The sequence below is a fragment of the Rufibacter sp. JT3400010 genome (genome assembly GCF_054956755.1).
In genome coordinates this window covers 1-24,805 of sequence record NZ_JBUDXA010000007.1, presented here as the reverse complement: position 1 = coordinate 24,805, position 24,805 = coordinate 1, and the positions used below count along the sequence as shown (strand labels likewise).

Below are 24,805 nucleotides of genomic sequence, written 5' to 3'. Positions count from 1 at the left end.
TTATGGCTAAATTCGTAAAAAAACTGAGTTGAAGTTCAGGTACACCCTTCCCTTACTTTTCTTGATTATCTCCCTTCTTTTAGGCGGAGGCGCGGCTTTTTTGCAGGTAAGTGTACAACGCGACCTGCTGGCGGCCCCAGAGAAGCAGATGTTGGAAGAAGTACAGGAACGTCTTCACGGTCAACTGCGGCAAGCCGAACAGGATATAGCCCTGGTCTCGCAGAGTCTAGCGCCAGATTCTGGCCTGTTTTCCAGAAATCTCCCCAAAATCAGTACCCCCATCTTTATTTACCGGCAGAACAAACTGGTGTTCTGGTCTGAGCATTCGTTGAGGCCAGAACTAGATCCTAGGTACTTAGAGCGGAAGCAGCAGGTGGTAGAAAACCGTTTCGGGCGTTTCCTGGTCCTGCATCACAAACCCAGCCGAGAGCAGAGTGTTGTGGCGGTTATTCCGCTGGAAGTCAGGTACGGAATCAGTAATACCTTTCTGCGGAGCGGTCTTAATCCTCAGATCTTTGATAATCATGTAGCCTCTATTCAATTGGAAAGAGGGGGGCATGCTATTCCTATTGCAGATGTCAAAGGCAATTACCTTTTTTCTTTGCAGATACTAGACCCCGGGCAGTGGTTGCATGCCGGGATATTTACGTTGGTGCTTTATTTTCTGTCTATTGTATCGGGGGTACTGTTCCTGGTTACCCTTTACCAGAAACTTAGAAAAGCAGGCAACGAAGTGGCGGCGTTATGGACATTTCTGCTGGGGCTGTTGCTGCTCCGCTTTGTGATGCTGATGGCGCAGTTCCCCAACAACGTGTATGAGCTGGAGCTGTTTAGCCCTCGAGTGTACGCCTCCTCTTGGTGGTCACCTTCCTTGGGCGACCTTCTGCTAAACGAAATCTGCTTTCTAGTGATGTCCTTGCTGGTGTACCGCTTCGTGAAAATAACCCGCTTTGTCTCTGATTTCCATAAAACAGCACAGAACCAGCTTTGGAGTTGTGCGGGCATAGGCCTGGTGATTACGGTGCTTATCATTGGCTGGTATGAAACGTACCGAAGCCTCTTCATCAATTCCCAGCCTAACTTTGATATCACCCAAAACATACAGATTGATCCGGAAAAGCTGTTGCTGTACCTGGTGATGGTGTTACACACCCTGGCCATAAGCTGGATGCTGAGTCTGTTACTGCGGTCGCTGCCGTTTACCGCCACTGGTAAGCTGCCCTTCGCCTATGCCTGGATCACCGTTCTGGTATTGGCCTTGGGCTGGGCCTTCTGGCGCGATGCCCCTAGCGGTAACTGGGTGGTTTTGTTGGCGAGTGCCGCCTTGGTGGGGTGGGAGCAACTACACCGAAAATTAGGCCAGCGGGCAGGTATTTATTCCGGTATCTTCCTGGTGAATATGCTGAGTGCCAGTTTAGGAGCCGCCGCGCTTTATGATCTCTATACGGTGCAGCTTCGGACTGACAAGCAACGTATTGCGGCTCAACTGCTCAAAGACCGCGATGATCTCACCGAATATTTACTGGCCCAAGCCGCCGAAGATATTAGCCATGATCCGCTGGTTCAGTATGTGGTGAACGCTCCCTGGGGTGATCTGAATCTGATAGAACAGAAAATAAGACGCCATCATTTACGCAATATCACCGAAAATTATGCGGTCACGGTGCGGATGTTTGACGTGAACGGGGAAAGTTTCCATACCACGGAAGACAGCCTTACTAATCTGCAGACGTACGCCCAAACGTGGGGACCCAAAGCTAAAATCACGAACCAGCGGGGGCAGTTACTGGTAGGCTCTGAAACGGACCCTGGTAGATTCACTTACCTGCAGGAGATAAAAGTACCCGTCAATTTTCAGCAATGGATTACGGTGGTGCTGGAAGTAAGCCCTAAGATAACGGCTCCCAACAGCGTATTACCAGAACTTTTGGTAGAGCGAAGAAACGCACAGGTAAACACTATCCCGTCCAGTAGTTATGCGCTCAGGAAAGGAAACCGATGGCTGAAAGCCGAAGGGTACTTTGAGTACGGGCAAGAGTTTTCGCCCAAGCTATTCAATATTCCGCAGTTGTATACCCAGGGATTGACCTTTGCTGGGTATCATCATTTAGGCGCCAGGTCCAACAATGGAATGGTGGCTTTGGTCAGTACGCCTTCGTACGGAGCACGTTCCTGGCTGTCTAATTTCTCGTTCCTGTTTCTGCTGCATACTTTTTCGCTTTTCTCGTTACTGCTGTTGGTCATGCTCTCGCGCGGGCAGTTGATTGAAGCTATCATGTCTACGTTCAGCACCAAGATCCAGCTTTTCCTAAATCTGGGTGTGCTGGTGCCGCTGGTGCTGGTTAGTTTGACCATAGGGAGTCTGGTTACTAATTCGTACCGCCAGGATTTGATCAGGGGTTATACAGATCAGGGGGAGTTTGTACGGCAAAACATTCTCACCAGTAACTGGGGAGCCAACTTGTTTAAAGGAAGAGCAGATTCGCTGGCCCGCCGGGTAAACCGGTTGGCGGTAATTGCCCAGGCAGAACTGAATATCTACAACGCAGATGGGGTGCTGCGCATTTCTAGCCAACCGGCCCTATTTGAAGCCGGCGTGCTTTCTACGAGGCTGAACCCCAAAGCCTATGAAGTGCTGAAAGAACAGGGCTTGAACCGGATTTTGTTGGAGGAAAAGGCCGGTGCACTGCCCTACAGCACCATCTATGTTCCTTTGCGGTCAAATCCTACCACCAACCCGCAGGGCTATCTGGGAATTCCGTTTTTCGATTCGCAGAAAGAATTGAACACCAAACTCATTCAGCTGATCACCACCATTCTCAACATCTTTACGGTGCTGTTCCTGTTGTTCGTGCTCATGAGTTACATGGCTACCCGCGCATTAACGGTTCCCTTGCAACTTTTAACGGAGCGCCTGAAACGAACTTCTTTGACGGGCAGCAATGAGAAACTGGTGTATCAGTCTAGAGACGAGATTGGCTTGCTGGTGCATGAGTACAACCAAATGTTGCAGAAACTGGAGGAAAGCAAGCAGGAACTCACGCTTCGCGAGAAAGAGGCGGCCTGGAAGGAAATGGCCCGGCAAGTAGCCCACGAGATTAAAAACCCGCTCACGCCCATGAAGCTTTCTCTGCAATATCTGCGCAAAGCCATGCGGGAAGGGCGCGGCAACCTGGAAGACTTAATTGAGAAAATATCCAACACCATCATCACGCAGATTGATGTACTAAGTGATATTGCCACCTCGTTCTCCAACTTTACAGCCATGCCTGACCTAAAACTGGAAACGCTGGAGTTGAACGGCCTCATCCGTAGAACCACTGACTTGCACCTGAATCCGCAGCAGCATAGAGTAGAGGTAATCCTGCCGCCGGAGCCCGTGTACGTGCGCGCCGATGAAAACCAACTCATCCGGATTTTCAATAACCTGTTGCTAAACGCTCTGCAAGCCGTTCCGTCTTCGCGAACACCAGACATAAAGGTGAGCATGGCGCTTTTGGGCCCGCAATGGGTGCAAGTAACCGTGCAGGATAATGGTACCGGCATTCCGGCAGACGTGCAGCCCAAGATTTTTATTCCGAATTTCAGTACCAAATACTCGGGTTCAGGCATTGGCCTGGCCGTGGTGAAGAAAGGGGTGGAGGCGATTGGTGGTTCAATTTGGTTTGAGACGGAAGAGCAGGTGGGCACTACTTTTTTCCTCAAACTGCCCGTAGTGCAGCCATGAGCCGCTGGGGCATTATACTTTTCTTTGTTTCGGTACTACTATGGGCCGGGAAAATCCAAGGGCAGGAACTCAGCAACCGGCGTTGTCAATGGGTGAAAGTGCAGCCGGGCGTTTTCAGGCTAGATTCTTTAACCATCGCTGAAAACACCATTGAGATTCTGGACCGGCGGCAGATCCGGAGGCCGCTGGGCTTTCATTATGATCCCGTCACCAATCTGTTTCAGTTCATCGGGGTACCCGAAGCGGAAACTTCTCCTGTTTTACTACCCGACAGTATTGCCCAGGATAGCGCCGGTGCGTTTTCCCCTAGATTTTCCAAATACATTCCAAAAATAGACTCAGTGCTGGTTTGTTACCGGGTGCTGCCGTTGAATGTGGCTGCGCCTAGCTTTAAACGTGACATCCGGACTTGGGACTCTACTTCGTTTGAACGCTCCTACGTGATTAATGAAGCGGCTCCGCGCGAGGAGCTTTTCAAAACGCCGGGCCTGAACAAAACCGGAAGCATTTCCCGGGGCGTTTCCATCGGGAACACCCAAAACGTGTTCGTGAATTCGGCCTTGAATTTACAACTGGAGGGAAAACTGACCGATGAGATCAGCATTACGGCTTCCATCACAGATCAGAACATTCCGTTTCAGCCCGAGGGGAATACGCAACAATTGCAGGAATTTGACCGCGTATTCATTACGTTGCAGCACCGGCTCTGGACCTTGACTGGTGGAGATGTGGTGCTGCGGAACCGGCCCACCTCACACTTTCTGCGCTTTTACAAAAATGTGCAGGGCGGCGCGCTGGAAGTAAACCGCGGAAAACCCGGCTGGGAAAGTGCAACCTCAATAGCGGCCTCGGTGGCGAAGGGGAAATTCGCCTCGGAAAATATTACACCCATTGAAAGTGTGCAGGGGCCGTATCGGCTGCGCGGGCCCAACGGCGAGCGGTTTATCATTGTGCTGGCCAACTCAGAACGGGTGTACTTAGACGGTAAACTGCTGGTGCGCGGCTTTGACTATGACTATGTCATGGACTACAACCAAGCTGAAATCACATTCACGCCCAAATGGGTTATCACCAGAAATTCCCGAATACGGGTTGATTTTGAATATTCAGATCTGAACTACACGCGCACCGTAGTACATGCCAGCCATTACCAGAAAATGGGCAAGTTCAACGTGTACGGCAACTTCTACAACGAAGCTGATAATCCCAACAGTCCGCTTACCCTGAACCTGAGCACCGAGGAGAAGCGCTTGCTTTCCCAGATTGGCGACAGGTTGGACTTAGCTGCCACGCCCAGCGGAGATTCCGTTCGGTTTGACCGTAACCAAGTCTTGTATTTGCGCAAAGACACAGTAGCAAATAGCGGCACGTACACTATCTTCCAATATTCCACAGATTCTACCCAAGCCCATTATGCCGTCAGTTTCACTGAAGTGGCCACCGGCGGAAATTACATTTTAAAGAACACCACCGTGAACGGACGCGTTTTTGAGTGGGTAGAGCCGGTGAACGGCGTGCCGCAGGGCCGCTATGAAGCCATCCGCATTCTGCCTACGCCTATCCAGAAACAGATGATGACCTTGGGCGGAGTCTGGTCTTTGGGTGAAAAGAGTAGCGTGTTTCTGGAAGTGGCCGGGTCCAAAAATGACTTGAACCGCTATTCAAACCTGGATTCTGAAGATGACCAAGGCAAAGGCATCAGGGTGGGGTACCAATTGAGTGACCGCAACGTCAAGTTCCTGGGCGACTACAAACTGCGTAGCACCATGACCTACGAGTACACCGACCCCAATTTCACGCCCATTGACCGCTACCGCGACATAGAATTTGACCGTGACTGGAGCAGCCCCACTAATACCACGCTGGCCCGGCAGTCCAGAATTGAAGACCATATTTTCACGTTCACGGTGGGCGGGGTCAAAGACGCGCTGCATTTCCTAAACTACCGCATCAGCCGCCGGTACCGGCCCACGGAGGTAGACGGCGTGCAGCATACGCTGGAATTGGCGCAGAAACTCAAAGGACTGGAACTGCGCGGAAACTTCTTTCTACTGAAGAATGAGCAAGCCGAAAGTACGTCTGACTGGGTGCGCGGCGAGATTGGCGTGCAGTTTCCTACCCGCTTATTCACGCCGGGCTACGTGTATCGGTTCGATAAAAACCGGATTACCTCTACCCTCAACGAGGCTTTGCTGGGTTCTGCCAACTACTTTGATGACCACCTCTTCTACATTGAAAGCCGCGACACCGCCACTTTCAAGTACCGCGCCGAGTACAGCCGCCGGGTAGATTTCAGGCCCGAAAACGGAGAATTAGGCAATAAACAGGTAGCCAACACCTTCAACTTCAGCACCGCTACCGTCATTAAGCAGAACCATCAGCTAACGGCTTTGATTACCCTCCGGAAGTTACAGGCGCGTGACAGTCTGGCAGAAACCACGGTACTAGCCAAAATAGACTGGACGGGAGATTTTCTGAACCGGCACCTTCGGTCTGAGATGTCGTATGCCATAGGCACCGGGCGCGAACTGAAACGCGAGTATTTGTTTGTGGAAACCATTCCGGGTCAGGGCACGCACTTTTTTGAGGACCTGAACCAGGATGGCCGCCAGGATTTGAACGAATTCTTTGAATCGCAACCATCAGACCCACCGTACCGGCGAAATTTCATCAGGCTGTTCATTCCCACCGATGAATACGTGCTGGCCTACACCAACCAATTCACTTACCGCCTGAACAGCAGTTTGCCGCGAGATTGGCAAACGGCAGAGACCAGATGGAAACGGATTGCGGCTAAGTTTTCAGCGCTGTCTTTTGTGACCATTGATAAACGTACCACCGAGGCCAACCTGCGTAACCGCTTCAACCCCTTCAGCCTGAACTTCGCCGATACCAGCTTACTGGCCCTGAACCGGTCTTACCGCAACACACTCTATTTCAACCGAAGTAACCCCAAATACGGCTTGGAATGGACGTTTCAGCAGGGACTACAGAAAACGCTGCTTACCAACGGTACCGATGTAAGGAACAATACGAGCCAACAAGTGCTGGCGCGGGTAAACCTCACCGAGGTGTTTTCGAGCCGTTTAAACGTAACCAGGTCTAAACGGGAAAGCGCCTCCAATTACCTGACCACCAAAAACTTCTTGATTCGCTCCTGGGAAGCCACACCCGAACTGTCATATCAGCCTAATCCTACTATTCGGTTTACCGGCACTTACCAATGGATGCACAAAGCCAACGAGCAGGGCGCGCAGGAGCAGGCGCAATTCCATGAACTAGGCACCGAGACGCGGTTGAGCCAGGTGGGCAAACGGACCGTCACCGGCATTGTGCGGTACATCAAAATAGAATACACCGGGCTAGACACTTCGCCGGTAGCCTATGAAATGCTGAACGGTTTCAGAGCCGGCAATAACCTTACCTGGAACCTGGCCCTGCAGCAGCGCCTCAGCAGCGGCCTCAACATCACGGTTGACTATGACGGCCGCAAACCCCAGGGCATCAGAACCATTCACACCGGCCGCATGCAGGTTTCGGTGCTGTTTTAACAACGTGCTTTTAAAGCAGTTTTTCAGAAATCAGGCCGAAACGGGAAACGATTACTGGTTTTCGTCTCTTTCATAACGCGAGATAAGTTCCTGCGCTTCTTCCTGGTCTAAAGAGGAAACGAGCACCTTTACGGCCCCGCCGCCACCGGCAGATACTTGCCAGGGAGCAATTGAACCAATGTGCTCGTCTTTCAGGAAGGCCTGGATATGGGCGTTTTCCAGCATGCTTTTCACCACATTCGCCTCCATGGCATTTCCGGAGAAAACGATGACCGGTTTTGGTTTAAAGTTGTTACTCATAATTTGGTATAAAAAGGAAGTGATTGAGTGTGTGGGAAAGATAGCTCTTTCTCATGCATTCAATCACTCATTCTCTCCATCATTCAATCAAGTAGTAGTATAATGCCGCTTGAGCCAGGCACTGATGCCGCTGAGACCGGGGAAAAGCACCCGTTCGGTAATGTTAGCCTGGTCTAGTTTGTCTCTAATTTCCCATTTCAGTTTGGCCGGAATGATTAACCGGTAGTACAACTCAGGGTGTTCCAGTAGCCACTCGCAAAGCATGGCATCTGGCGAGGACATCATGGAGAAAAGCGCGTATTGGTGCACAATGCGTTCATCTAAGGAAGGCGGTTCCATGAACAGTACGAAAGGTTTCTCTTGAAATTCATTCAGACTGTTGAGGGAAGTAGCAATAGGCTCCAACACCTCCGGAGTGAACACGTTAGACCCTTCCTGCCGGATGGCCTTCTGCAATTTCTCAGGAAGGTAATCGGTGGATTTGACATAGTTCACGCACCAGATAACCCCGTCTTCATGGAAATTGTTGAGGTCTGACGTAGCAAAATGCAGCGCCACGTACGGCGAATACGTCCAGTCCATGAGGCGAGTGGGCAGACCATGGTGTTGGGCAACGGCCAGCCAGTTCCAGAAAGATTCGCCTATCTCCATGGTGCCCCGGGAGTATTTGCGGAAGTTGCGGAGCAAGTGTGGCTCTAGTTTGGGGTAATCGCCGCCAATGCGCATGAGGCTGGTCTTCAGGTTGTAGCCTTTGTTCCATAAGCCCCTGAACACATAGGGAGAACGATACCGGTTTAGTTTATCATCCCAGGAGTCGCGGAAAAGCTCCCGCTGTAGTTCTTCCCAGGTTTCAATTCGTAAGTCATTGGGCATGGCCAATGATTCAGATGAAGCTTCTTCACTCATGTCGTTTTCTACGATGTTGTAGGCCATGGGAGTTCTGGTGCTGAAACAGATTACGGGTTAATTCAAGCGTTTAAGTACTAATACGAAATCTGCCGGGCAGATTGTTCACCCTCTTACAGGCGCAGAAAACGGCAGCCGTTTAGGTGCCGTTTTAACTAAAACAGGCGAAAAGCAGAAGAGCAGACCCAGGGCCTGCTCTTCTGCTTTCTTAATAATAGGTACCTGACATAAGGTAGTTCTGCACGTAATCCTGTATTCCCTGTTCCAACGTGTGGAACGGTTTGTCATAGCCAATGCTTCTTAGTTTGGCCATGTTGGCTTGGGTGTAGTACTGATATTTGTCCCTGATGTCTTCGGGCGTGTCCTTGAAATCTATGTTGATGTCAGCGCCCATGGCGGTGAAGGTGTTAAAGGCCAGATCCAGGAACGTGCGGGCCTCGCCGCTGCCCAGGTTGTAAATGCCCGAGTTTTTGCGGTGGTGCATGAGCCAGAACATGACGTCTACCACATCTTTCACATACACAAAGTCGCGCATTTGTTTGCCGTCTTCGTAGTCTGGGTTGTGGGAGCGGAACAATGTGAGGCGGCCGGTGTCTTTGATGGAGTTGAAAGCGTGCATGACCACCGAGGCCATTCTCCCTTTGTGGTACTCATTGGGCCCGTACACGTTGAAGAATTTCAGCCCCACCCAGAAGAAAGGCTTCGCGGTTTGTTCCAAGGCCCATTGGTCAAATTCGTTTTTGGAATCGCCGTAGGCGTTCAACGGCCGAAGCAAGGAAATAAGGGACTCATCATCGTCATAACCCAGCGTGCCGGAACCATATGTAGCCGCCGAGGACGCGTAGACCAACGGAATCTGGTATTCGCAGCAGGCGTTCCATACTTTTTTGGAGTAGTCCAGGTTGAGCAAGTCCAGCACTTCACGGTTGGTTTCGGTGGTATCAGTCCGGGCGCCCAGGTGGAAAATAAATTCTACGTCTTCGTAGTTGGCATCTAGCCAAGTGAAGAAATCATGGCGGTCTACAAACTCTTTTATCTTTTTGCCTTCAATGTTAGGCAGCTTTTTCGCCACAGAAAAGTTGTCTACCACCACTATGTCATTAAAATTGGCGGCATTAAGACGGGAAACAAGGCAACTGGCGATAAAACCGGCAGCTCCGGTGACTACTATCATGTATTTCGGGATTTTAAGTTCAGTACAAAGCTATCCAAAGGTACGAAAGTTTTGCACCGAAGGTCTTTCGCCAGACGGCTCAACAATCCACGAGCGCATTTGTTTTAGCCGCTAATTTCTGAATTTAACCTCTAAACAGTTTCGCTCCGAGCAGCTGTTTCTAGACAATTTTCTGAAAAGCAGCCCAGAAACAATAGAATAGGTGAGAAGCACCGGAATTTTGCTTCATGCAAATCCTGTATCTTTGGTGTTATCTATAAGATGTTAGCAGAATTTATAAGAATGAATCAGCTTTTTGCTCTTGTATTCATCATCGCATCAATTATTCCTATCACTCGGAATTCTGAAAAATCTTGTGCATTACTGATTGACCCAGAGTTCTCAGAGAATGTTGCTGTATTTGACAAACCTGACGGAAAGTTAGTGGCATCTGCCAAACAGGACTTTGAAAATGAAGATTTCTTGACTTTAAACGTCACAAACCAGACTGCTGATTTCTTTTATGGAACATTGGAGTATTCAATATCTGGAAAACAGGTAAAGGGCTGGATTAAAAAAGGCAAGCACGTTGGAGTTTATGTAAGAAACTACGAAGGGGAAAAACCTTTTATTCTTTACTCAGCACCTAGAAAATCTTCGAAGGTCAGTTCAAAGATACAAGTTCCAGGAAATAAGTTTCATCAGGTTACCTCTGTAGAAAGTGATTGGGTATTTGTGAAGTTTGAATACAAAGGAAGAATTAAGCAAGGCTGGCTAGATCCAGACATGCAATGTGCTAATGCATATACAACCTGCAATTAAGAAATAATACTACGGTCAACTTTATCAAAACGATTAACTGCCGCCATTTTATAAGGCTAACAAAAAAACAATCTGTGACACGAACTCATTTAAGGAGCATTTTTCAAAAACAAGGACTTTTCTGGGCGTTGTTCTGTTTGCTGGGTTTTTCGGCCTGCGAAAACAAGAAACCGGCTGTCGCCGAAGCTTCCTTCGCGTTCCATACCGTAACCGATGATCTGGGCCGACAAGTAAAACTACCGGTACAACCCAAGCGTGTTTTGGCGCTGGTACCCTCCATGACCGAGATGCTTTTTGCGGTAGCAGATACCGCCACCATCATAGCCCGAACCCAAAACTGCGACTATCCGGCGGCGGCGCTCACCAAACCCGTGGTCAACAACTATCCCATGGACTATGAACGGTTGCTTTCTTTAAAACCAGACGTAGTGTTTGCCACTGAAGGCATCATCTCTATGGAAGTGGCCGCCCAGGTACAGAAACTCGGCATTCCAATCTATTTCCAGACCTATGACAGTGTGGCTGATATTCTGCGCGGACTCAAAGACCTGGGCTTTCTGCTGCGCCGCGAAGAAAAAGCCAACGCTCTTGTAGATTCCCTTCAAAACCAGCTAAACCAATTAGCTGCGGATACTACGGGAAAAACCCGCCCCCGCGTTTTAGCCATTACCTGGCGTGACCCCATTTACGTCTATGGCCGCAACACTCTGTTCACCGACAAGCTCCGCTACGCCGGTGCCCTGAACGCCGTCACCGAAACCTTTGACCAACCTTATCCGGCCCTTACCCGCGAGTACATCCTCAAGATGAATCCCGAAGTGTTTATAGGCGGCGATTTTGAGCAAATGGAAAAAACGTTCTTCTCGCTGTATCCTGAGCTGCGCCGCATCAAAGCCTACCAACAGAAACGGATCTATAACCTGGATGATGATTTAATGTCCAGACCCAGCCCACGGGTGGTAGAAAGCATTGCCGAACTTAAAGCTACGTTGCGGTGAGGAAAGCAATTCTCCTTCTGTTGTTTCTGTTGGTGCTGTTGGCACTGGGATTTCTCCTGGGCCTCAAAATAGGCAGCCTGCCTACCTCGTATGCCACCGTTTTAGACGCGCTTTTTAAATACGATGCCCAAAACGCCACGCACTATAGTATCATTAACCTGCGCTTGCCCCGGTTATTGCTAGCGTTTTTAACGGGCGCGTCACTTGCTTTCTCGGGGTACCTCATGCAAGCCTTGGTGAACAATGCTTTGGCCGACCCCTATTTACTAGGAACAGCTTCCGGTGCTTCTCTGGGCGCTTCTTTCAGTTTTTTTCTGTTTGCAGACCTCACGTTTATGGGGTTGTATTTGCCCCCGTTCTTCGCCCTGGTGGGTTCTTTTGCCGTGACCTTGGTAGTGGTGCTGCTGGGTTCCCGCCGGGGGCAATTGATTCCTAGCCAAATGCTGTTAGTAGGAGTGGCGCTTAGTTCCTTGCTCACCGCGCTGGTCAGCTTGCTTATGTTCCTGTCCAACTCAGAAGGGCAGCTCAAGTCTGTGGTGTTCTGGAGCATGGGCGGTTTTGAGAAAGCAGACTGGGCTACGTTGGGTTATCCGGCTTCGGCCTTGGCGGCAGGTCTGATTTTGTTTTTCTTTCTGCAACGGCATTTGAGTGTGCTCTTGCTGGGAACCGAACGCGCCGAAACCTTGGGTGTGGATGTGCGGCGTATCCGGTGGGTCATGCTCATTGCGGTGTCGGTAGTAACGGGGTTTGCGGTGGCCTTCTCGGGACCGGTCGGGTTTGTGGGTTTGATGGTGCCGCACATTACGCGGGCATTGCTGGGAAGCACCAACCGCTTCAACCTGATGGCGTGCGCCTTGGCCGGAGGTTTATTCCTGGTCATCTGTGATTTGATTTCTCGGTGGATTTATCCGCCCGCCGGTATGCCAGTTGGTATCGTAACTTCGTTCTTTGGTGTACCTTTCTTCGTATATTTGCTGCGAAGAAAGAACTACCGATTCAGTTAATGGTATACGTAAGCAGATTAGAGCATTTCAATGCAGCCCATAAGTTGCATAACCCCAATTGGTCGCTGGCTAAGAACAAAGAAGTTTTTGGACCTTGCGCGAACGCCAATTGGCATGGACACAACTATGAACTGATTGTAACGGTGAAGGGCAAGCCAGATCCAGACACAGGATTCGTGATAGATTTAAAGCAGTTGAGTACGCTTATCAGGGAGCACATCATCAAGAAAGTAGACCATAAGAACCTGAACATGGACGTCGCGTTCATGGAAGGCAAACTGGCCAGCACAGAAAACCTGGTCATGGAATTCTGGAACATCCTGAACCCCCTCATTCCTCGTATATCTAGTGCGCAACTGCACAGCCTGAAATTATACGAGACTCCCCGTAACTTTGTGGAATATTTTGGTGAATAGCTAACTCTCATACCCCTAACGGACGAACAACACGGCGAAATATTTTTTACAGAAAGTACAATATTTGTTGATTAGTAACGTTTTGGCACAAACCTTGTGTTGAAGGGTTTATATCGGCTTTTCATTGTCAGAGCCCTGTTACCGTTCAGACACATTCAATGAAATATTACATTATTGCCGGAGAACGCTCTGGAGACCTGCACGCCTCAAACCTAATCAAGCAATTGCACCTGCAAGATTCTGAGGCCCACGTTCGCTGCTGGGGCGGCGACATGATGGAAGCGGCAGGGGCAGAATTGGTGAAGCATTACCAGGAGATGGCCTTCATGGGCTTTCTGGAAGCCGCCAAAAACCTGTTCAAAATCAAGCGTTTCCTGAATGAGTGCCAGACGGATATTTTGGCCTACCAGCCCGATGTGGTCATTCTGGTAGACTACGCCGGGTTTAACATGCGCATTGCTAAGTTTGCGAAGGCGCAAGGCATAAAAGTCTTTTACTACATTTCCCCTAAAATCTGGGCCTGGAACCAAGGCCGCGTGCATACCATTAAGAAGTTGGTAGACAAGATGTTTGTCATTATGCCCTTTGAGAAAGACTTCTACCAGAAGTTTGACTACAAGACAGATTATGTAGGCAACCCGGTCTCAGATGCGGTCTCGGCCCACGTCCTCAACCCCAATTTCAGGAAAGACAATGACCTGGATGACAGACCTATCATTGCGGTATTGCCCGGCAGCCGGCAGCAGGAGATAGAGAACATTCTCTACATCATGCTCAGTATTCTGCCGCCCTTCCAGGATTATCAGTTTGTGGTGGCAGCCGTGAGCAATTTTTCCAAGGAGTACTATGAGAACTTCAACCGGAAGCCGTTCATCAAGATTGTCTACGACCAGACCTATGATCTGCTGGCCAATGCTCAAGCCGCACTGGTAACTTCGGGTACCGCCACTCTGGAAACCGCTATGTTCAGCGTGCCGCAGGTAGTATGTTACCGTACCAGCGCTATCTCTTACTGGATTGGCCGCGCCGTGATCAAAGTGCCTTTCATTTCTTTGGTAAACCTGATTGCCGGCCGCAAAGTGGTTCCAGAATTAATCCAAGGCGATATGAATGCCCAAAATCTGGTAAAAGAACTGAAGAACATTCTGCAAAACCCTGAAGGCCGGGCGGCCCAATTGGAAGGCTACAAACACGTACAATCGCTCATAGGAGACTTCAATACGTCCCAAACGGCGGCCAAACTAATGGTAGAATACCTGCGCGAGGGAAAGCCTACCCCAGACCCAAGTAAATCCCTGGAGAGTGCGTTTTAGCCCTCATTTTTTAATAGCAGCTCTTAAATAAGTTTGTGTTCAATATAAAAGCGAAGGCCTCCTTTACAGATGTGTAAAGGAGGCCTTCGCTTTTATAGCTTTGATTGGTTTAAGCTACTTTCAATTTCTTCACCGCTGATTTCTCAAATTTCTCACGGGCGTAATCCAGTGTGATGACAAAATCTGTGCTGCCGCCTTCCTGCTCTTCCGATGGGAGGTCAAACATGGCATCGGTCATAATGCCTTCGCAGATGGAACGTAGGCCACGGGCACCTAATTTGTATTCGGCCGCTTTCTCTACAATATATTCCAGGGTGTCTTCGGCAAACTCCAGGTTGATGTTCTCCATCTCAAACAGGCGTTTGTACTGTTTCACCAATGAGTTCTTCGGCTCCGTGAGAATCAGGCGGAGGGTTTCATTGTCCAGCGGATTCAGGTGCGTCACTACCGGCAGACGACCAATCAACTCAGGAATCAATCCAAAGGATTTCAGGTCTTGCGAGGTAATATAGCGCAGGAAGTTCTCGGTGTCCAGTTTCTCGTCCAGGTTGGTAGAAGAGAACCCGATGGGTTTGGTGTTCAGACGGCTCTTGATAAGACGGTCAATTCCTACAAAAGCTCCGCCGCAGATGAAAAGAATATTCTCGGTGTTTACCGATATCATTTTCTGCTCTGGGTGCTTGCGCCCTCCTTGCGGGGGAACGTTCACGGAGGTGCCTTCCAATAGTTTCAACAACGCCTGCTGCACGCCTTCGCCAGACACGTCACGGGTAATAGAAGGATTATCGCTTTTACGGGCTATTTTGTCAATTTCGTCAATATACACGATGCCGCGCTCGGCTGCTTCTACGTTATAATCGGCGGCTTGCAGTAAGCGGGTCAAGATGCTTTCCACGTCTTCACCCACGTAACCGGCCTCGGTTAAAACAGTGGCATCAGCTATACAGAAAGGCACTTGCAAGACACCGGCCAGCATGCGGGCCAAAAAGGTTTTTCCGGTACCGGTTTCACCTACCATGATAATGTTTGATTTCTCAATCACTACATCATCTGTTTTGGGCTTCTGCATGAGGCGCTTGTAGTGGTTGTACACCGCCACAGACATCACTTTCTTCGCTTCGTCCTGACCTACCACAAACTGATCTAGGTAGGTTTTCATTTCCCGTGGTTTGATCAGGTTGAATTTAGGGGCACGGTTGGTGGCGCGTAACCGATTCTCCTCATTTAAAATCTGCTGCGCCTGCCCAATGCAGCGCTCACAGATGTGCGCATTAATGCCTGAGATCATTACAGACACCTCTTTTTTATTTTTTCCGCAAAAGGAGCACGTGATTTCTGCCATAAACCGAGAGTGGGATGTATTTACTGCCCCTAAGATGGGGCGGCTACGGCAAAGTTACAAAATAGGTTAAGCACTACGCCAAAATATTTTTACACAAGTTTTCCAGAGATAGGCAGGAAGTGGTTGGGCATTAGATAATTATAAAATATAGTATATGTTGTATCTGATTGAGGCAGAATGTGCTGTGCTAAATAAATGAGAAAAATACACATTCTGGCTTCCTTAAAAATGCGTTAAATAATTTTATTTGCTAGTTGAGGAGACAGCCATTTTAAGTGTATTTCTGGAAAATCCGGCCTAAAACATCCTTATTTAAACGAATAATTAGGTCGTCTTACTTGCTTTTACCTCTCCAATTTGCTCTATAGAAAAGCAACTTGCCAGAGGGTATATAATATTAGAATACAAAAAAGGCCCGCTTCAAAGCAGGCCTTTTTAAATATCACGTTTAAGCTATTTATGCTTTATGACGGGTTAACACCTCATCAATGAGACCGTATTCTTTGGCTTCCTGCGCAATCATCCAGTAGTCACGGTCAGAGTCTTTGTCAACTTGCTCCACTGATTTACCGCTGTGGCTGGAGATGATTTCGTACAGCTCTTTTTTCAGCTTCAGGATCTCACGCGCGGTGATTTCAATATCTGAGGCTTGGCCTTGGGTACCGCCCATAGGCTGGTGAATCATGACACGGGCGTGCGGAAGGGCAGAGCGCTTGTCTTTGGCACCACCGCACAACAATACCGCTCCCATAGAAGCCGCCAAACCAGTACAGATGGTAGCTACGTCTGGTTGCACATACTGCATGGTGTCATAGATTCCTAGACCGGCATACACTGAGCCACCCGGGCTGTTGATGTACAACAGGATGTCTTTCTTAGCGTCTACGCTTTCCAGGAACAGCAACTGCGCCGTAATAATGTTAGCGATATAATCATCTACCTGGGTGCCCAGGAAAATGATGCGGTCTACCATTAAGCGGGAAAATACGTCAATCTCCCGGAAGTTGGTAGGTCTTTCCTCAATCACGGAACGCGTCATGCTGGTGGGGTGCATGTTGGTTTTACTTTCCAGATGGGTGAGGTATTGGTCAACGCCCAGGCCACTCATACCAAGGCCGTGCACGGCAAATTTTCTGAATTCGTCTTTAGTGTACATAAGGGTTCTGTTTAGATGCCTTAACTTAAAAAGAAACGTGCGGGTTACACGCTTGCCCCAATGGACAAACGGTAAGCACCTGCTTTCGGGTTTGTTTTTCTAAAATCAGGCCAAAAACGAACAAGGGAATTTTGCTGTCATTATGGCCGAAAACGGAACGGGAGGCGTGCTCGCTTCTTCTCAAATCTTGCCCGGGGAGGACCAATGCGCACCGTCTTAAAACAAAAAAGTCCTTAGCGTAAGGTAAGGACTTTTTTGTTTGTTATGATAGGATACTGCTTACGCGCCTACTTTGTTGCGGAATTCCTCAGCAGAAATAGTGTTTTCTGTGATCGTGATTTTCTCTTTCACAAACTCCAGCACTTTCTCGGCTACCAACGCCTCGTACTCGTTTACGAAGTTACGGCCGTTGTTTTGCTTCAAATGGTTGTCCAGGAAGTTGTTGAACGTGTCTGCCATTTCTTCTGGCACTTCTGGCATGTTGAACTGAGCCATCATTTTCTGACGCGCGCTGTTCACCACATCTTCATTGGCCACTTTGATGTCATTCTCTTCCACCACTTTGTTGCGGATCATAGACCACTTCAGTTCTTTCACATATTGATCATAGAACTCGTCAATCTGCTCTGGCGTGATTTTGCCTTCGTTGGTAACGGCTAACCAGCGCTTGAAGAACTCAGTAGGAATCTCAATAGAAGATTTCTCTACCAATTGGTCAATCACGTCGCGGTCCAATACGTTTACGGCCTCACGGTCATAGTTTTCTTTGATCACCTCGCGAACTTTAGCGTCAAATTCTTCCTGGGTGGTCACGTTGCCTTGTCCGAAGATTTTGTCGAAGAACTCTTGGTTCATCTCGGCAGCCTCAGTGCGGTTGATTTTCTCTACTGTGAACGTGAATTGGCCGTTCAGGTCTTTGGTTACTTCTTTGCTTAGGCCGGTTACGTGGGCCAAAGCGGCATCGTCGCCAAACGCTTCGCGGATGTCAAAGGTGATGGTGTCACCTGGCTTCACGCCCACAAATGTCTCTACGCCAGAAACAACTTTGTTGATAGGAAGCAGGGTTTTGGTTTCAAACTCACCTTCTACTTGTTTCAGGTCGCCGTACAGGTAATCGTTGGCCTCAGAAACTTCTGGGTTGGTGGTCTGTCCGAACTGACGCTGCATCTGCTCGTAGGCTTCGTCAACGGTAGTTTGGTCAACTTCAATGTCGTATTTCTGCACAGAAACTTCGCTCAAAGGCAATTCGAATTCTGGCAACAAACCAACGGAATAACTGAATTCAAACTCTTTCTGCGTGTCCCAATCAATCGCGTTTTCGTCCTGACGGTCTGGAAGCGGCTCGCCTAAAATGCGCAGTTTGTTTTCTTTGATGTAGTTGTTCACCGACTCTTGCAGGAGTTGGTTGATAGATTCCACCAAGATGCCTTTGCCGTACATCTTACGGATCAAACCAGCCGGAACCTTACCAGGGCGGAAACCTTTGATGCTGGCTTTCTTGCTGTATTCTTTAATTTGCTCGTCTACACGGGGAGCGTAGTCAGCCTCTTGCAGGCTCACTTTTAGGCTGGCATTTTGGCCATCGGTTTGATTCAGGGTGATATTCAAAGCTATCAGATTTTAATTGTGCTACGGATTAATTGAAAAAACCCCCAACCCCGGTTGGGATTGAGGGTTTTACTTGTGCGGATGGAGGGACTCGAACCCCCATGCCTCGCAGCGCTAGATCCTAAGTCTAGTGCGTCTACCAATTTCGCCACATCCGCATCAATGTGTGTTTGTTTTTGGTGATGCAAATGTAGCAAACTCTTTTTTGTTTATGCAACTCTCTTTCATTTTTTTTGTTGAAATTTATAAAAAAGACCTCAAAAACGGGTTGGCGCTTGCCAGACCCCCGATTTTGATGTACCTACCCGTATGATTGACCACGAAGCAGAACGGAAAGAGATCCTGCGCCATTACAGAAAGTTGCTGCGCCACGCCAAGCCTTTCTTGAAAGACAACGACGCTAAGATTATAAAGAAAGCCTTTAACACCTCGTTAGAGGCCCATAAAGACATGCGCCGGAAATCTGGCGAGCCGTACATTTTACACCCCTTAGCCGTAGCCCAGATTGCGGTGGAGGAGATTGGTCTGGGTACCACGTCTATTGTAGCGGCTTTGCTGCATGATGTAGTGGAAGACACCGATCTGGAGATTGCCGATATTGAGCGCGACTTCGGGCCACGCGTGGCTAAAATCATTGAAGGCCTTACCAAAATCTCCGGTGTCTTTGAATACGGTACCAGCCAGCAGGCCGAGAACTTCCGGAAGATGCTGCTCACCCTTTCAGATGATGTGCGGGTGATTTTGATCAAACTCGCTGACCGCCTGCACAACATGCGCACCTTGGGTAGCATGGCCCGTGACAAGCAGCTCAAGATTGCCTCTGAGACCATGTACTTGTACGCTCCTTTGGCGCACAGGCTAGGTTTATATGCCATTAAGTCTGAACTGGAAGACCTACATCTCAAGTACACAGACACCGAGACGTATAAATTCATTTCAAACAAAATCAGGCAGACCAAGGCGGCTCGTAGCAAATTCATTGCAGATTTTATTGGTCCGGTAGAGGAGGAACTGCGGCGGCAAGGCTTCACTAATTTTGAAGTGAAAGGACGGCCCAAGTCCATTTACTCCATCCTCAAGAAGATGAAGAAGCAGAACGTCACCTTTGAGGAAATCTATGACCTTTTCGCTATCAGAATCATCCTAGACGTGCCGTATGAACAGGAAAAACCGGTCTGCTGGCGGGTGTATTCCATTGTAACAGACTTCTACCAACCTAACCCAGACCGCCTCCGCGACTGGATCAGTACGCCCAAAGCAAATGGCTACGAGGCGCTGCACACCACCGTGATGAGCAAGACCGGCCAATGGGTAGAAGTGCAGATCAGGACCAAGCGCATGGATGACATTGCCGAACGGGGTTATGCTGCCCACTGGAAATACAAAACCGGCAGTACCGGCCCTTCGGAATCTGGCCTGGATAACTGGATCAACAAGGTGCGTGACATGCTGGACGTGAACAACACCAACGCCATTGAGTTCCTGGATGAGTTCCGGACCAACCTGTTCGTGGAGGAGGTGTTTGTTTTTACGCCCAAGGGCGAATTAATTATTCTGCCAGACCGCGCCACCGCCCTGGATTTTGCCTTCGAGATTCACACCCACATTGGTTACCAAAGCTTAGGCGCAAAGGTGAACCAGAAACTGGTGCCGCTCAGTTACCGGCTGCACAACGGGGACCAGGTAGAAATCCTGACCTCCCAAAAGCAGAAACCAACCGGCGAATGGCTCAAATTTGTGACTACTTCCAAAGCCAGGTCTAAAATAAAAGAATACCTGCGCGAAGAACGCAAGAGCAAGGCCGAAGAAGGAAAGCAACAGGTAGTAGAAAGGCTGGAGCATTTGTCTATAGAGCCATCTTCTGCGAACCTGAACCGGCTGGCGGCTTATTTTAATGCCTCGTCTTTGCAGGATTTCTATTATAGAATAGCTGTGAACCTGATTGACCTGAAGGAAATCAAAGAATACATCTTCAATCCGCAGAGCGAGAAATACCAGCCTGCCTCCTTACTGGGTGGCTCCACGTTTGACAAAGAGGTAGAGAAAATACGGGGCATCAACTCGCAGTTGCTGGTGATTGGCGGCGGCACAGACAAAATTGACTATGAACTGGCCAACTGTTGCAACCCCATTCCCGGCGATGATGTGTTCGGTTTCCAGACGGTAGACCACGGTATCACCATTCACCGGACTACCTGCCCCAAAGCGGTAGAACTGATGTCTAACTACGGCCACCGCATTGTGAAAGCCAAATGGACCGGGCAGCAGGAGCTTTCTTTCCTGGCGGGTATCGCCATCAAAGGAACAGACCGTGTAGGTTTGGTAAACGACGTGACTAAGATCATTTCCAACTCCCTTAAAGTGAACATGCGGTCCATCACCATTGATTCGCACGACGGGGTATTTGAAGGCAGGCTGATGATCTTTGTGAATGATACTGCCCAACTAGAGAAGTTAATTCAGAAATTATTAAAGGTAAACGGTGTCTTAAGCGTTGACCGTTTTGACTCTTAATTTCAGAAATTAGAACAGAAACGCCCACTTAATTAAGTGGGCGTTTCTGTTCTAAATAGCTTCCATAAGTCTTCTGTTTTGCAGCTATTTTCTATAAAATAGCCCTAAAATGAGAAGCGTATTTATGGCAGGTTAACCGATTATTTCCTTAGAATCTATAGTTCAAACCAATGGTGATGTTTGACATTGGGCCGCTTTCTAATTCCACGTGTGCACCTACGTTATTGGTGAAGTAATAACGAGCACCAGCTAAAATGCCAACTTTCACTTCGCCTTCACTGGCTTCGTAGTCAGACATAAAAGTATCATCCCAATCAGCTTTAGATCTGGCGTATCCTAATGTCAAGCCAGCATAGGTATCCAGTTTTTCGTTTTGGGTGAAGTTGTAGTGGTAGGCTCCTTTGGCCGCGATGTACATAAAAGAGACTTTGAAATCTTCTTCCCATTTAACGTGCGCATAGGAGAAAACACCACCAACTCCAATTACGCCCGGGCCAACTGCTACATTCAAACCTCTCTCATAAGAGAAGGTGAGGGGCTTAAGCGTATTGGCTCCGCTGCCATAGGTATCTATTTTATCCACTAATCCAAAGCCGAAACCTACTACGTTTGTGCCCCCGGAAAAGGCCGCGGAAGGCTGTTTCTTTGCTTCTACCCGGCTTTCTACTGCGGTTGCGATCGGTTCAGACGCTTCCACTTGCTTAACCGGAGCGGCGGAGGCAACTGTAGGAGAAGTAACTTTTTGCTGGGTGGCAGCAGTTGTCGCTGGCTTTTTATGGGAAGCCATAGAGGCTGTTTTCGGCTTAGCCGATGCCACTGTAGCGGACTTTGGTTTTGCCGGGGTAGCAGCGGTTGCCGTTTTCGCTTTAGTCTGCACGGCTACAGTAGACGTTTTTGTTTTGGTTTGCGCAGAAACGCCCAGTGTAGCGAAACATACTAAGCCTGTTAAGGTAAGTGCGCGCATGCCTTGCAAAAAGGTTAACTTTTTCATAACTGTAATTTTCAGAAAGGGTTAATAATGTGTTGAAGGGTTATAAGATGTTGGATGGTTATGAGAATGTTTGAAAGGCCTTTCTTAACAATCTTATTTCGTGTTCCTGTTCTTTAGACACGGCTTATCGCTATTACCCCTATTGCCCCAGAAATATTTTTTTATAAAATGCGTTATGCTCTCTTCGATGGCTCTACTAAATGGCTATTATTTATTCTAAAATGTGGTAATTAAAAGCCTTATTGGAGAAGTTAAGACATTGTAATTCATTTCGTTTTTGACTATCTAATCCTAAATAGAGAAATATTTTCTAAGCTCAATAACAGGTTTCTTTCTGTTGCCTCATGAAATAATTCGCCTTAGGGAAATCAGGCTCTAGAAACTGAATTGATAATTGACTTTGTGCAGCTCAGGATTGAAGGGGAGGAATACAGATTCTGTAATGGACACCGTTATACCTACAAGTAAGTTGTATACCTTATATAAGGAGCTATTATAAGGAGCTATGCAAGAAAATGGTTTCAGGCTCATTTCTCGAAAATACCCTCTAAATCGGTTGGCATGGTCATGATGAGATTCCTTGAGGCAGATTCTAAGTCAACTGCTGGCTGTATCAAGACCTTGACATCTATCATTAGCAAGATAGCTTTGAGGTGTAAGTTCTGTCCTTATATATAGAGTCACCTTATTTTTCAAAGACAGCTTAAGTAAACGGAGCACTTTATCCTGCCGCTTTACGTCAGGTTTGAAATGGCAGGAAAGCCTCCTTTCTATTTCCTTTTTTACATGATTTTAGCATTCCCACATAAAACTGTTAAGTTTGTAGCAGAAGAAGGCGTATGGCACTAGATGAAGCGAAATTTTTGGAGGTGAAGAAGATTTTCACCGCCTACTTAGAAAGCAAGGGTCTCCGGAAAACCCCGGAGCGTTATGCTATCTTAGAAGAAATCTATTCCCGAACCGGCCATTTTGATGTAGAGTCTCTTTACATCAGTATGAAAAACAAGAACTACCAAGTTAGCCGGGCAACCGTATACAATACCTTAGATCTATTGGTAGAAAACGATCTGGTAAGCAAACACCAGTTTGGGCGTAATCTGGCCCAATATGAGAAATCGTACGGCCGCCGGCAGCATGATCATGTCATCTGTACTGAGTGCCACAAAGTGGTGGAGTTCTGTGACCCCCGGGTGCACAACATCCAAACTATGGTAGGAGAATTGCTGAATTTTAATATTCTGCACCATTCCCTAAATTTGTACGGTATCTGTGGTGACTGCCAGGCTAAATTAAACGCACCCTTTCATGAAAATTGACCATACGCTAGAAGATAATATCCTCATCATCAGGTTAGAGGGCGACATGATTGGCGGGCCAGAAACCCAGCGCCTCATGGATTTGGCCAACACCACCATTGATGATGCCATGCTGCTTTCCGCTGTTGATTTATCTAACGTGCGTTTTATCAATAGCACGGGCATTGGCGTACTGGTTTCGCTGCTGACCAAATTCAGGAACAGAGGCGGGGAACTTATCCTCATCAATCCATCAGAACACATTCGTAAGTTATTAATCATCACAAAATTGAACGCCATTTTCACCATTGCCGAAAATGATACCAATGCCGTTCAACTTCTTAAAGAATCCGTTTAAATGCCAGTTGATATTCTAGTAGGCCTCCAGTGGGGCGATGAAGGAAAAGGTAAAATCGTTGATGTACTTGCCCCTCAGTATGATGTGGTAGCCCGTTTTCAGGGCGGTCCCAATGCCGGTCACACCCTTGAGTTTGAAGGCACCAAGCACGTGTTGCACCAAATACCTTCTGGTATCTTTCACGAACACATCACCAATATTATCGGCAACGGGGTAGTGCTGGACCCAATTGTCTTTAGAACAGAGGTAGAGAAACTTACCGCCAGAGGCGTAGACGCTTCGCGCAATCTCTATATCTCCAAAAAAGCCCAGCTGATTCTGCCTTCCCACAAAAGCCTGGACAGAATCTCGGAAGAAGCCTTAGGAACCTCAAAAATTGGTTCTACCCAGAAAGGGATCGGACCAGCTTATCAAGATAAAATTGGCCGCAGTGGTTTACGCGTAGGAGACATCCTGCTACCAGATTTCCAGGAGCGCTACCAAGCCACCGTCGCGAAGCACCAGAAAATAGCCTCTTTTTACCAAAAGAGCCTTGAAATAGAAGAACTGGAACAGCAATTTTTCAGCGCTGTAGAGTTCCTGCGCACTTTCACTCTGGTAGATTCTGAATACATGATCAACCAGGCCATCAAAGAAGGTAAAAAGATTTTGGCCGAAGGAGCGCAAGGGTCGTTGCTGGATATTGATTTTGGAACGTATCCGTTTGTAACCTCTTCCAATACTTTAGTGGCAGGAGCCTGTACCGGTTTAGGAATCGCTCCGCGCCATATAGGGGAAGTGTACGGTATCTTCAAAGCCTACTGCACCCGCGTAGGCAGCGGCCCTTTCCCAACCGAACTTCATGACGAAGTAGGGGAGAAGATTCGCCAAGCCGGCAGAGAGTTCGGTTCTACTACAGGCCGTCCCCGCCGCTGCGGCTGGATAGACCTGCCCACGCTGAAGTATGCCATCATGTTGAACGGAGTAACCCAGTTGAACATGATGAAAGCCGATGTACTAGATGACTTCGATGAGATCAGCGTGTGTACCCACTACCAGTTAGCTGACGGCACAGTGACTGATCAAATTCCTCATGATTTAGATAAGACAGATATTACCCCTGTCTATATCACCATGAAAGGGTGGGGCGAAGAGCTGCGAAAGTATGAATCCTATAGTGCCTTACCTAAAGCTGTTCTGGAGTATGTCGCCTATCTAGAAGAACAACTGGAAGTAAGCGTGAACATCATCAGTGTAGGACCAGACAGACAGAGTACTCTGGTAAAATAGCTGGCATAAAGTTATAAATAGATCAAAGGAGGGGAAGCGGTAACGCTTTCCCTCCTTTCTTTTTGGTGGAGGATGGAACTTC

18 protein-coding genes and 1 tRNA gene are annotated in these 24,805 nt (G+C 48.3%); 11 read left to right on the top strand and 8 right to left on the bottom strand.

Annotated features, from left to right (window positions below; all coding sequences use genetic code 11):
* Positions 1–28: 28 nt before the first annotated feature.
* Together ACY0JR_RS09025 and ACY0JR_RS09020 are read left to right on the top strand one after the other, a co-directional pair.
* A complete protein-coding gene (locus tag ACY0JR_RS09025; RefSeq protein ID WP_462633669.1) occupies positions 29–3,727 on the top strand; it encodes a sensor histidine kinase in 3,699 nt (1,232 codons plus the stop codon).
* Positions 3,724–7,278 (top strand): hypothetical protein, encoded by a 3,555-nt coding sequence (locus ACY0JR_RS09020; protein WP_462633668.1) that lies wholly within the window; start codon positions 3,724–3,726, stop codon positions 7,276–7,278. Before ACY0JR_RS09025 ends, ACY0JR_RS09020 begins: the two co-directional genes overlap by 4 nt.
* A gap of 51 nt (positions 7,279–7,329) precedes the next feature.
* Here the strand turns inward: ACY0JR_RS09020 and ACY0JR_RS09015 are convergent, their stop codons facing one another.
* From ACY0JR_RS09015 to rfaD, 3 genes are all read right to left on the bottom strand, one after another.
* A complete protein-coding gene (locus tag ACY0JR_RS09015; protein ID WP_462633667.1) occupies positions 7,330–7,578 on the bottom strand; it encodes a putative signal transducing protein in 249 nt (82 codons plus the stop codon).
* A gap of 87 nt (positions 7,579–7,665) precedes the next feature.
* Positions 7,666–8,511, bottom strand: a complete 846-nt coding sequence (locus tag ACY0JR_RS09010) for an FRG domain-containing protein (protein WP_462633665.1) — start codon at positions 8,509–8,511, stop codon at positions 7,666–7,668.
* Positions 8,512–8,692: 181 nt separating this feature from the next.
* A complete protein-coding gene (gene rfaD, locus ACY0JR_RS09005) occupies positions 8,693–9,658 on the bottom strand; it encodes an ADP-glyceromanno-heptose 6-epimerase (protein WP_462633664.1) in 966 nt (321 codons plus the stop codon).
* Between the two features lie 261 nt (positions 9,659–9,919).
* On the opposite strand from rfaD, the gene ACY0JR_RS09000 reads away from it, so the two are divergent.
* From ACY0JR_RS09000 to lpxB, 5 genes are all read left to right on the top strand, one after another.
* Positions 9,920–10,459, top strand: coding sequence for a hypothetical protein (locus tag ACY0JR_RS09000; RefSeq protein WP_462633662.1), 540 nt, complete (start codon positions 9,920–9,922; stop codon positions 10,457–10,459).
* A gap of 74 nt (positions 10,460–10,533) precedes the next feature.
* Positions 10,534–11,457, top strand: coding sequence for an ABC transporter substrate-binding protein (locus ACY0JR_RS08995; RefSeq protein WP_462633660.1), 924 nt, complete (start codon positions 10,534–10,536; stop codon positions 11,455–11,457).
* Positions 11,454–12,461 (top strand): FecCD family ABC transporter permease, encoded by a 1,008-nt coding sequence (locus ACY0JR_RS08990; protein WP_462633659.1) that lies wholly within the window; start codon positions 11,454–11,456, stop codon positions 12,459–12,461. The genes ACY0JR_RS08995 and ACY0JR_RS08990 overlap by 4 nt, the downstream gene beginning before the upstream one ends.
* Entirely contained in the window at positions 12,461–12,877 is a 417-nt protein-coding gene (locus ACY0JR_RS08985) for a 6-pyruvoyl trahydropterin synthase family protein (protein WP_462633657.1), read from the top strand. The genes ACY0JR_RS08990 and ACY0JR_RS08985 overlap by 1 nt, the downstream gene beginning before the upstream one ends.
* A gap of 158 nt (positions 12,878–13,035) precedes the next feature.
* Positions 13,036–14,190, top strand: a complete 1,155-nt coding sequence (gene lpxB / locus ACY0JR_RS08980; protein WP_462633655.1) for a lipid-A-disaccharide synthase — start codon at positions 13,036–13,038, stop codon at positions 14,188–14,190.
* A 109-nt stretch (positions 14,191–14,299) separates the two neighbouring features.
* On the opposite strand, the gene clpX is transcribed toward lpxB, so the two are convergent.
* The 4 genes from clpX to ACY0JR_RS08960 form a co-directional block, all read right to left on the bottom strand.
* Entirely contained in the window at positions 14,300–15,532 is a 1,233-nt protein-coding gene (clpX, locus tag ACY0JR_RS08975; protein WP_462633653.1) for an ATP-dependent Clp protease ATP-binding subunit ClpX, read from the bottom strand.
* Between the two features lie 457 nt (positions 15,533–15,989).
* On the bottom strand, positions 15,990–16,688 hold the full coding sequence (locus ACY0JR_RS08970; RefSeq protein WP_462633651.1) for a ClpP family protease: 699 nt from the start codon (positions 16,686–16,688) through the stop codon (positions 15,990–15,992).
* 279 nt (positions 16,689–16,967) lie between these two features.
* Positions 16,968–18,296: a trigger factor gene (gene tig / locus ACY0JR_RS08965; RefSeq protein ID WP_462633649.1), complete on the bottom strand. Its 1,329-nt coding sequence runs from the start codon at positions 18,294–18,296 to the stop codon at positions 16,968–16,970.
* A 76-nt stretch (positions 18,297–18,372) separates the two neighbouring features.
* A tRNA-Leu gene (locus ACY0JR_RS08960) sits at positions 18,373–18,454 on the bottom strand.
* Between the two features lie 151 nt (positions 18,455–18,605).
* Between ACY0JR_RS08960 and ACY0JR_RS08955 the strand changes: the two genes are divergently transcribed.
* The gene (locus tag ACY0JR_RS08955) at positions 18,606–20,810 is read left to right on the top strand and encodes a RelA/SpoT family protein (RefSeq protein WP_462633647.1); all 2,205 of its coding nucleotides are present in this window, start codon (positions 18,606–18,608) and stop codon (positions 20,808–20,810) included.
* A 148-nt stretch (positions 20,811–20,958) separates the two neighbouring features.
* On the opposite strand, the gene ACY0JR_RS08950 is transcribed toward ACY0JR_RS08955, so the two are convergent.
* Positions 20,959–21,801: an outer membrane protein gene (locus tag ACY0JR_RS08950; protein WP_462633645.1), complete on the bottom strand. Its 843-nt coding sequence runs from the start codon at positions 21,799–21,801 to the stop codon at positions 20,959–20,961.
* A gap of 839 nt (positions 21,802–22,640) precedes the next feature.
* Here ACY0JR_RS08950 and ACY0JR_RS08945 point away from each other — a divergent pair.
* Genes ACY0JR_RS08945 through ACY0JR_RS08935 form a run of 3 tightly spaced genes read left to right on the top strand, consistent with a single transcriptional unit; the run spans position 22,641 to position 24,723 of the window.
* Positions 22,641–23,117, top strand: a complete 477-nt coding sequence (locus tag ACY0JR_RS08945) for a Fur family transcriptional regulator (protein ID WP_462633644.1) — start codon at positions 22,641–22,643, stop codon at positions 23,115–23,117.
* Positions 23,107–23,454 (top strand): STAS domain-containing protein, encoded by a 348-nt coding sequence (locus ACY0JR_RS08940; protein WP_462633643.1) that lies wholly within the window; start codon positions 23,107–23,109, stop codon positions 23,452–23,454. Before ACY0JR_RS08945 ends, ACY0JR_RS08940 begins: the two co-directional genes overlap by 11 nt.
* The gene (locus tag ACY0JR_RS08935; protein ID WP_462633642.1) at positions 23,455–24,723 is read left to right on the top strand and encodes an adenylosuccinate synthase; all 1,269 of its coding nucleotides are present in this window, start codon (positions 23,455–23,457) and stop codon (positions 24,721–24,723) included.
* Positions 24,724–24,805 lie beyond the last annotated feature (82 nt).

Coding starts and splice junctions, on each gene's coding strand:
- clpX (WP_462633653.1), bottom strand. CDS start 15,532: ATGGCAGAAATCACGTGCTCCTTTTGCGGAAAAAATAAAAAAGAGGTG.
- ACY0JR_RS08950 (WP_462633645.1), bottom strand. CDS start 21,801: ATGAAAAAGTTAACCTTTTTGCAAGGCATGCGCGCACTTACCTTAACA.
- ACY0JR_RS09000 (WP_462633662.1), top strand. CDS start 9,920: ATGTTAGCAGAATTTATAAGAATGAATCAGCTTTTTGCTCTTGTATTC.
- ACY0JR_RS08940 (WP_462633643.1), top strand. CDS start 23,107: ATGAAAATTGACCATACGCTAGAAGATAATATCCTCATCATCAGGTTA.
- ACY0JR_RS08955 (WP_462633647.1), top strand. CDS start 18,606: ATGATTGACCACGAAGCAGAACGGAAAGAGATCCTGCGCCATTACAGA.
- ACY0JR_RS09015 (WP_462633667.1), bottom strand. CDS start 7,578: ATGAGTAACAACTTTAAACCAAAACCGGTCATCGTTTTCTCCGGAAAT.
- ACY0JR_RS09010 (WP_462633665.1), bottom strand. CDS start 8,511: ATGGCCTACAACATCGTAGAAAACGACATGAGTGAAGAAGCTTCATCT.
- ACY0JR_RS08985 (WP_462633657.1), top strand. CDS start 12,461: ATGGTATACGTAAGCAGATTAGAGCATTTCAATGCAGCCCATAAGTTG.
- ACY0JR_RS08935 (WP_462633642.1), top strand. CDS start 23,455: ATGCCAGTTGATATTCTAGTAGGCCTCCAGTGGGGCGATGAAGGAAAA.
- lpxB (WP_462633655.1), top strand. CDS start 13,036: ATGAAATATTACATTATTGCCGGAGAACGCTCTGGAGACCTGCACGCC.
- rfaD (WP_462633664.1), bottom strand. CDS start 9,658: ATGATAGTAGTCACCGGAGCTGCCGGTTTTATCGCCAGTTGCCTTGTT.
- ACY0JR_RS08945 (WP_462633644.1), top strand. CDS start 22,641: ATGGCACTAGATGAAGCGAAATTTTTGGAGGTGAAGAAGATTTTCACC.
- ACY0JR_RS09020 (WP_462633668.1), top strand. CDS start 3,724: ATGAGCCGCTGGGGCATTATACTTTTCTTTGTTTCGGTACTACTATGG.
- ACY0JR_RS08970 (WP_462633651.1), bottom strand. CDS start 16,688: ATGTACACTAAAGACGAATTCAGAAAATTTGCCGTGCACGGCCTTGGT.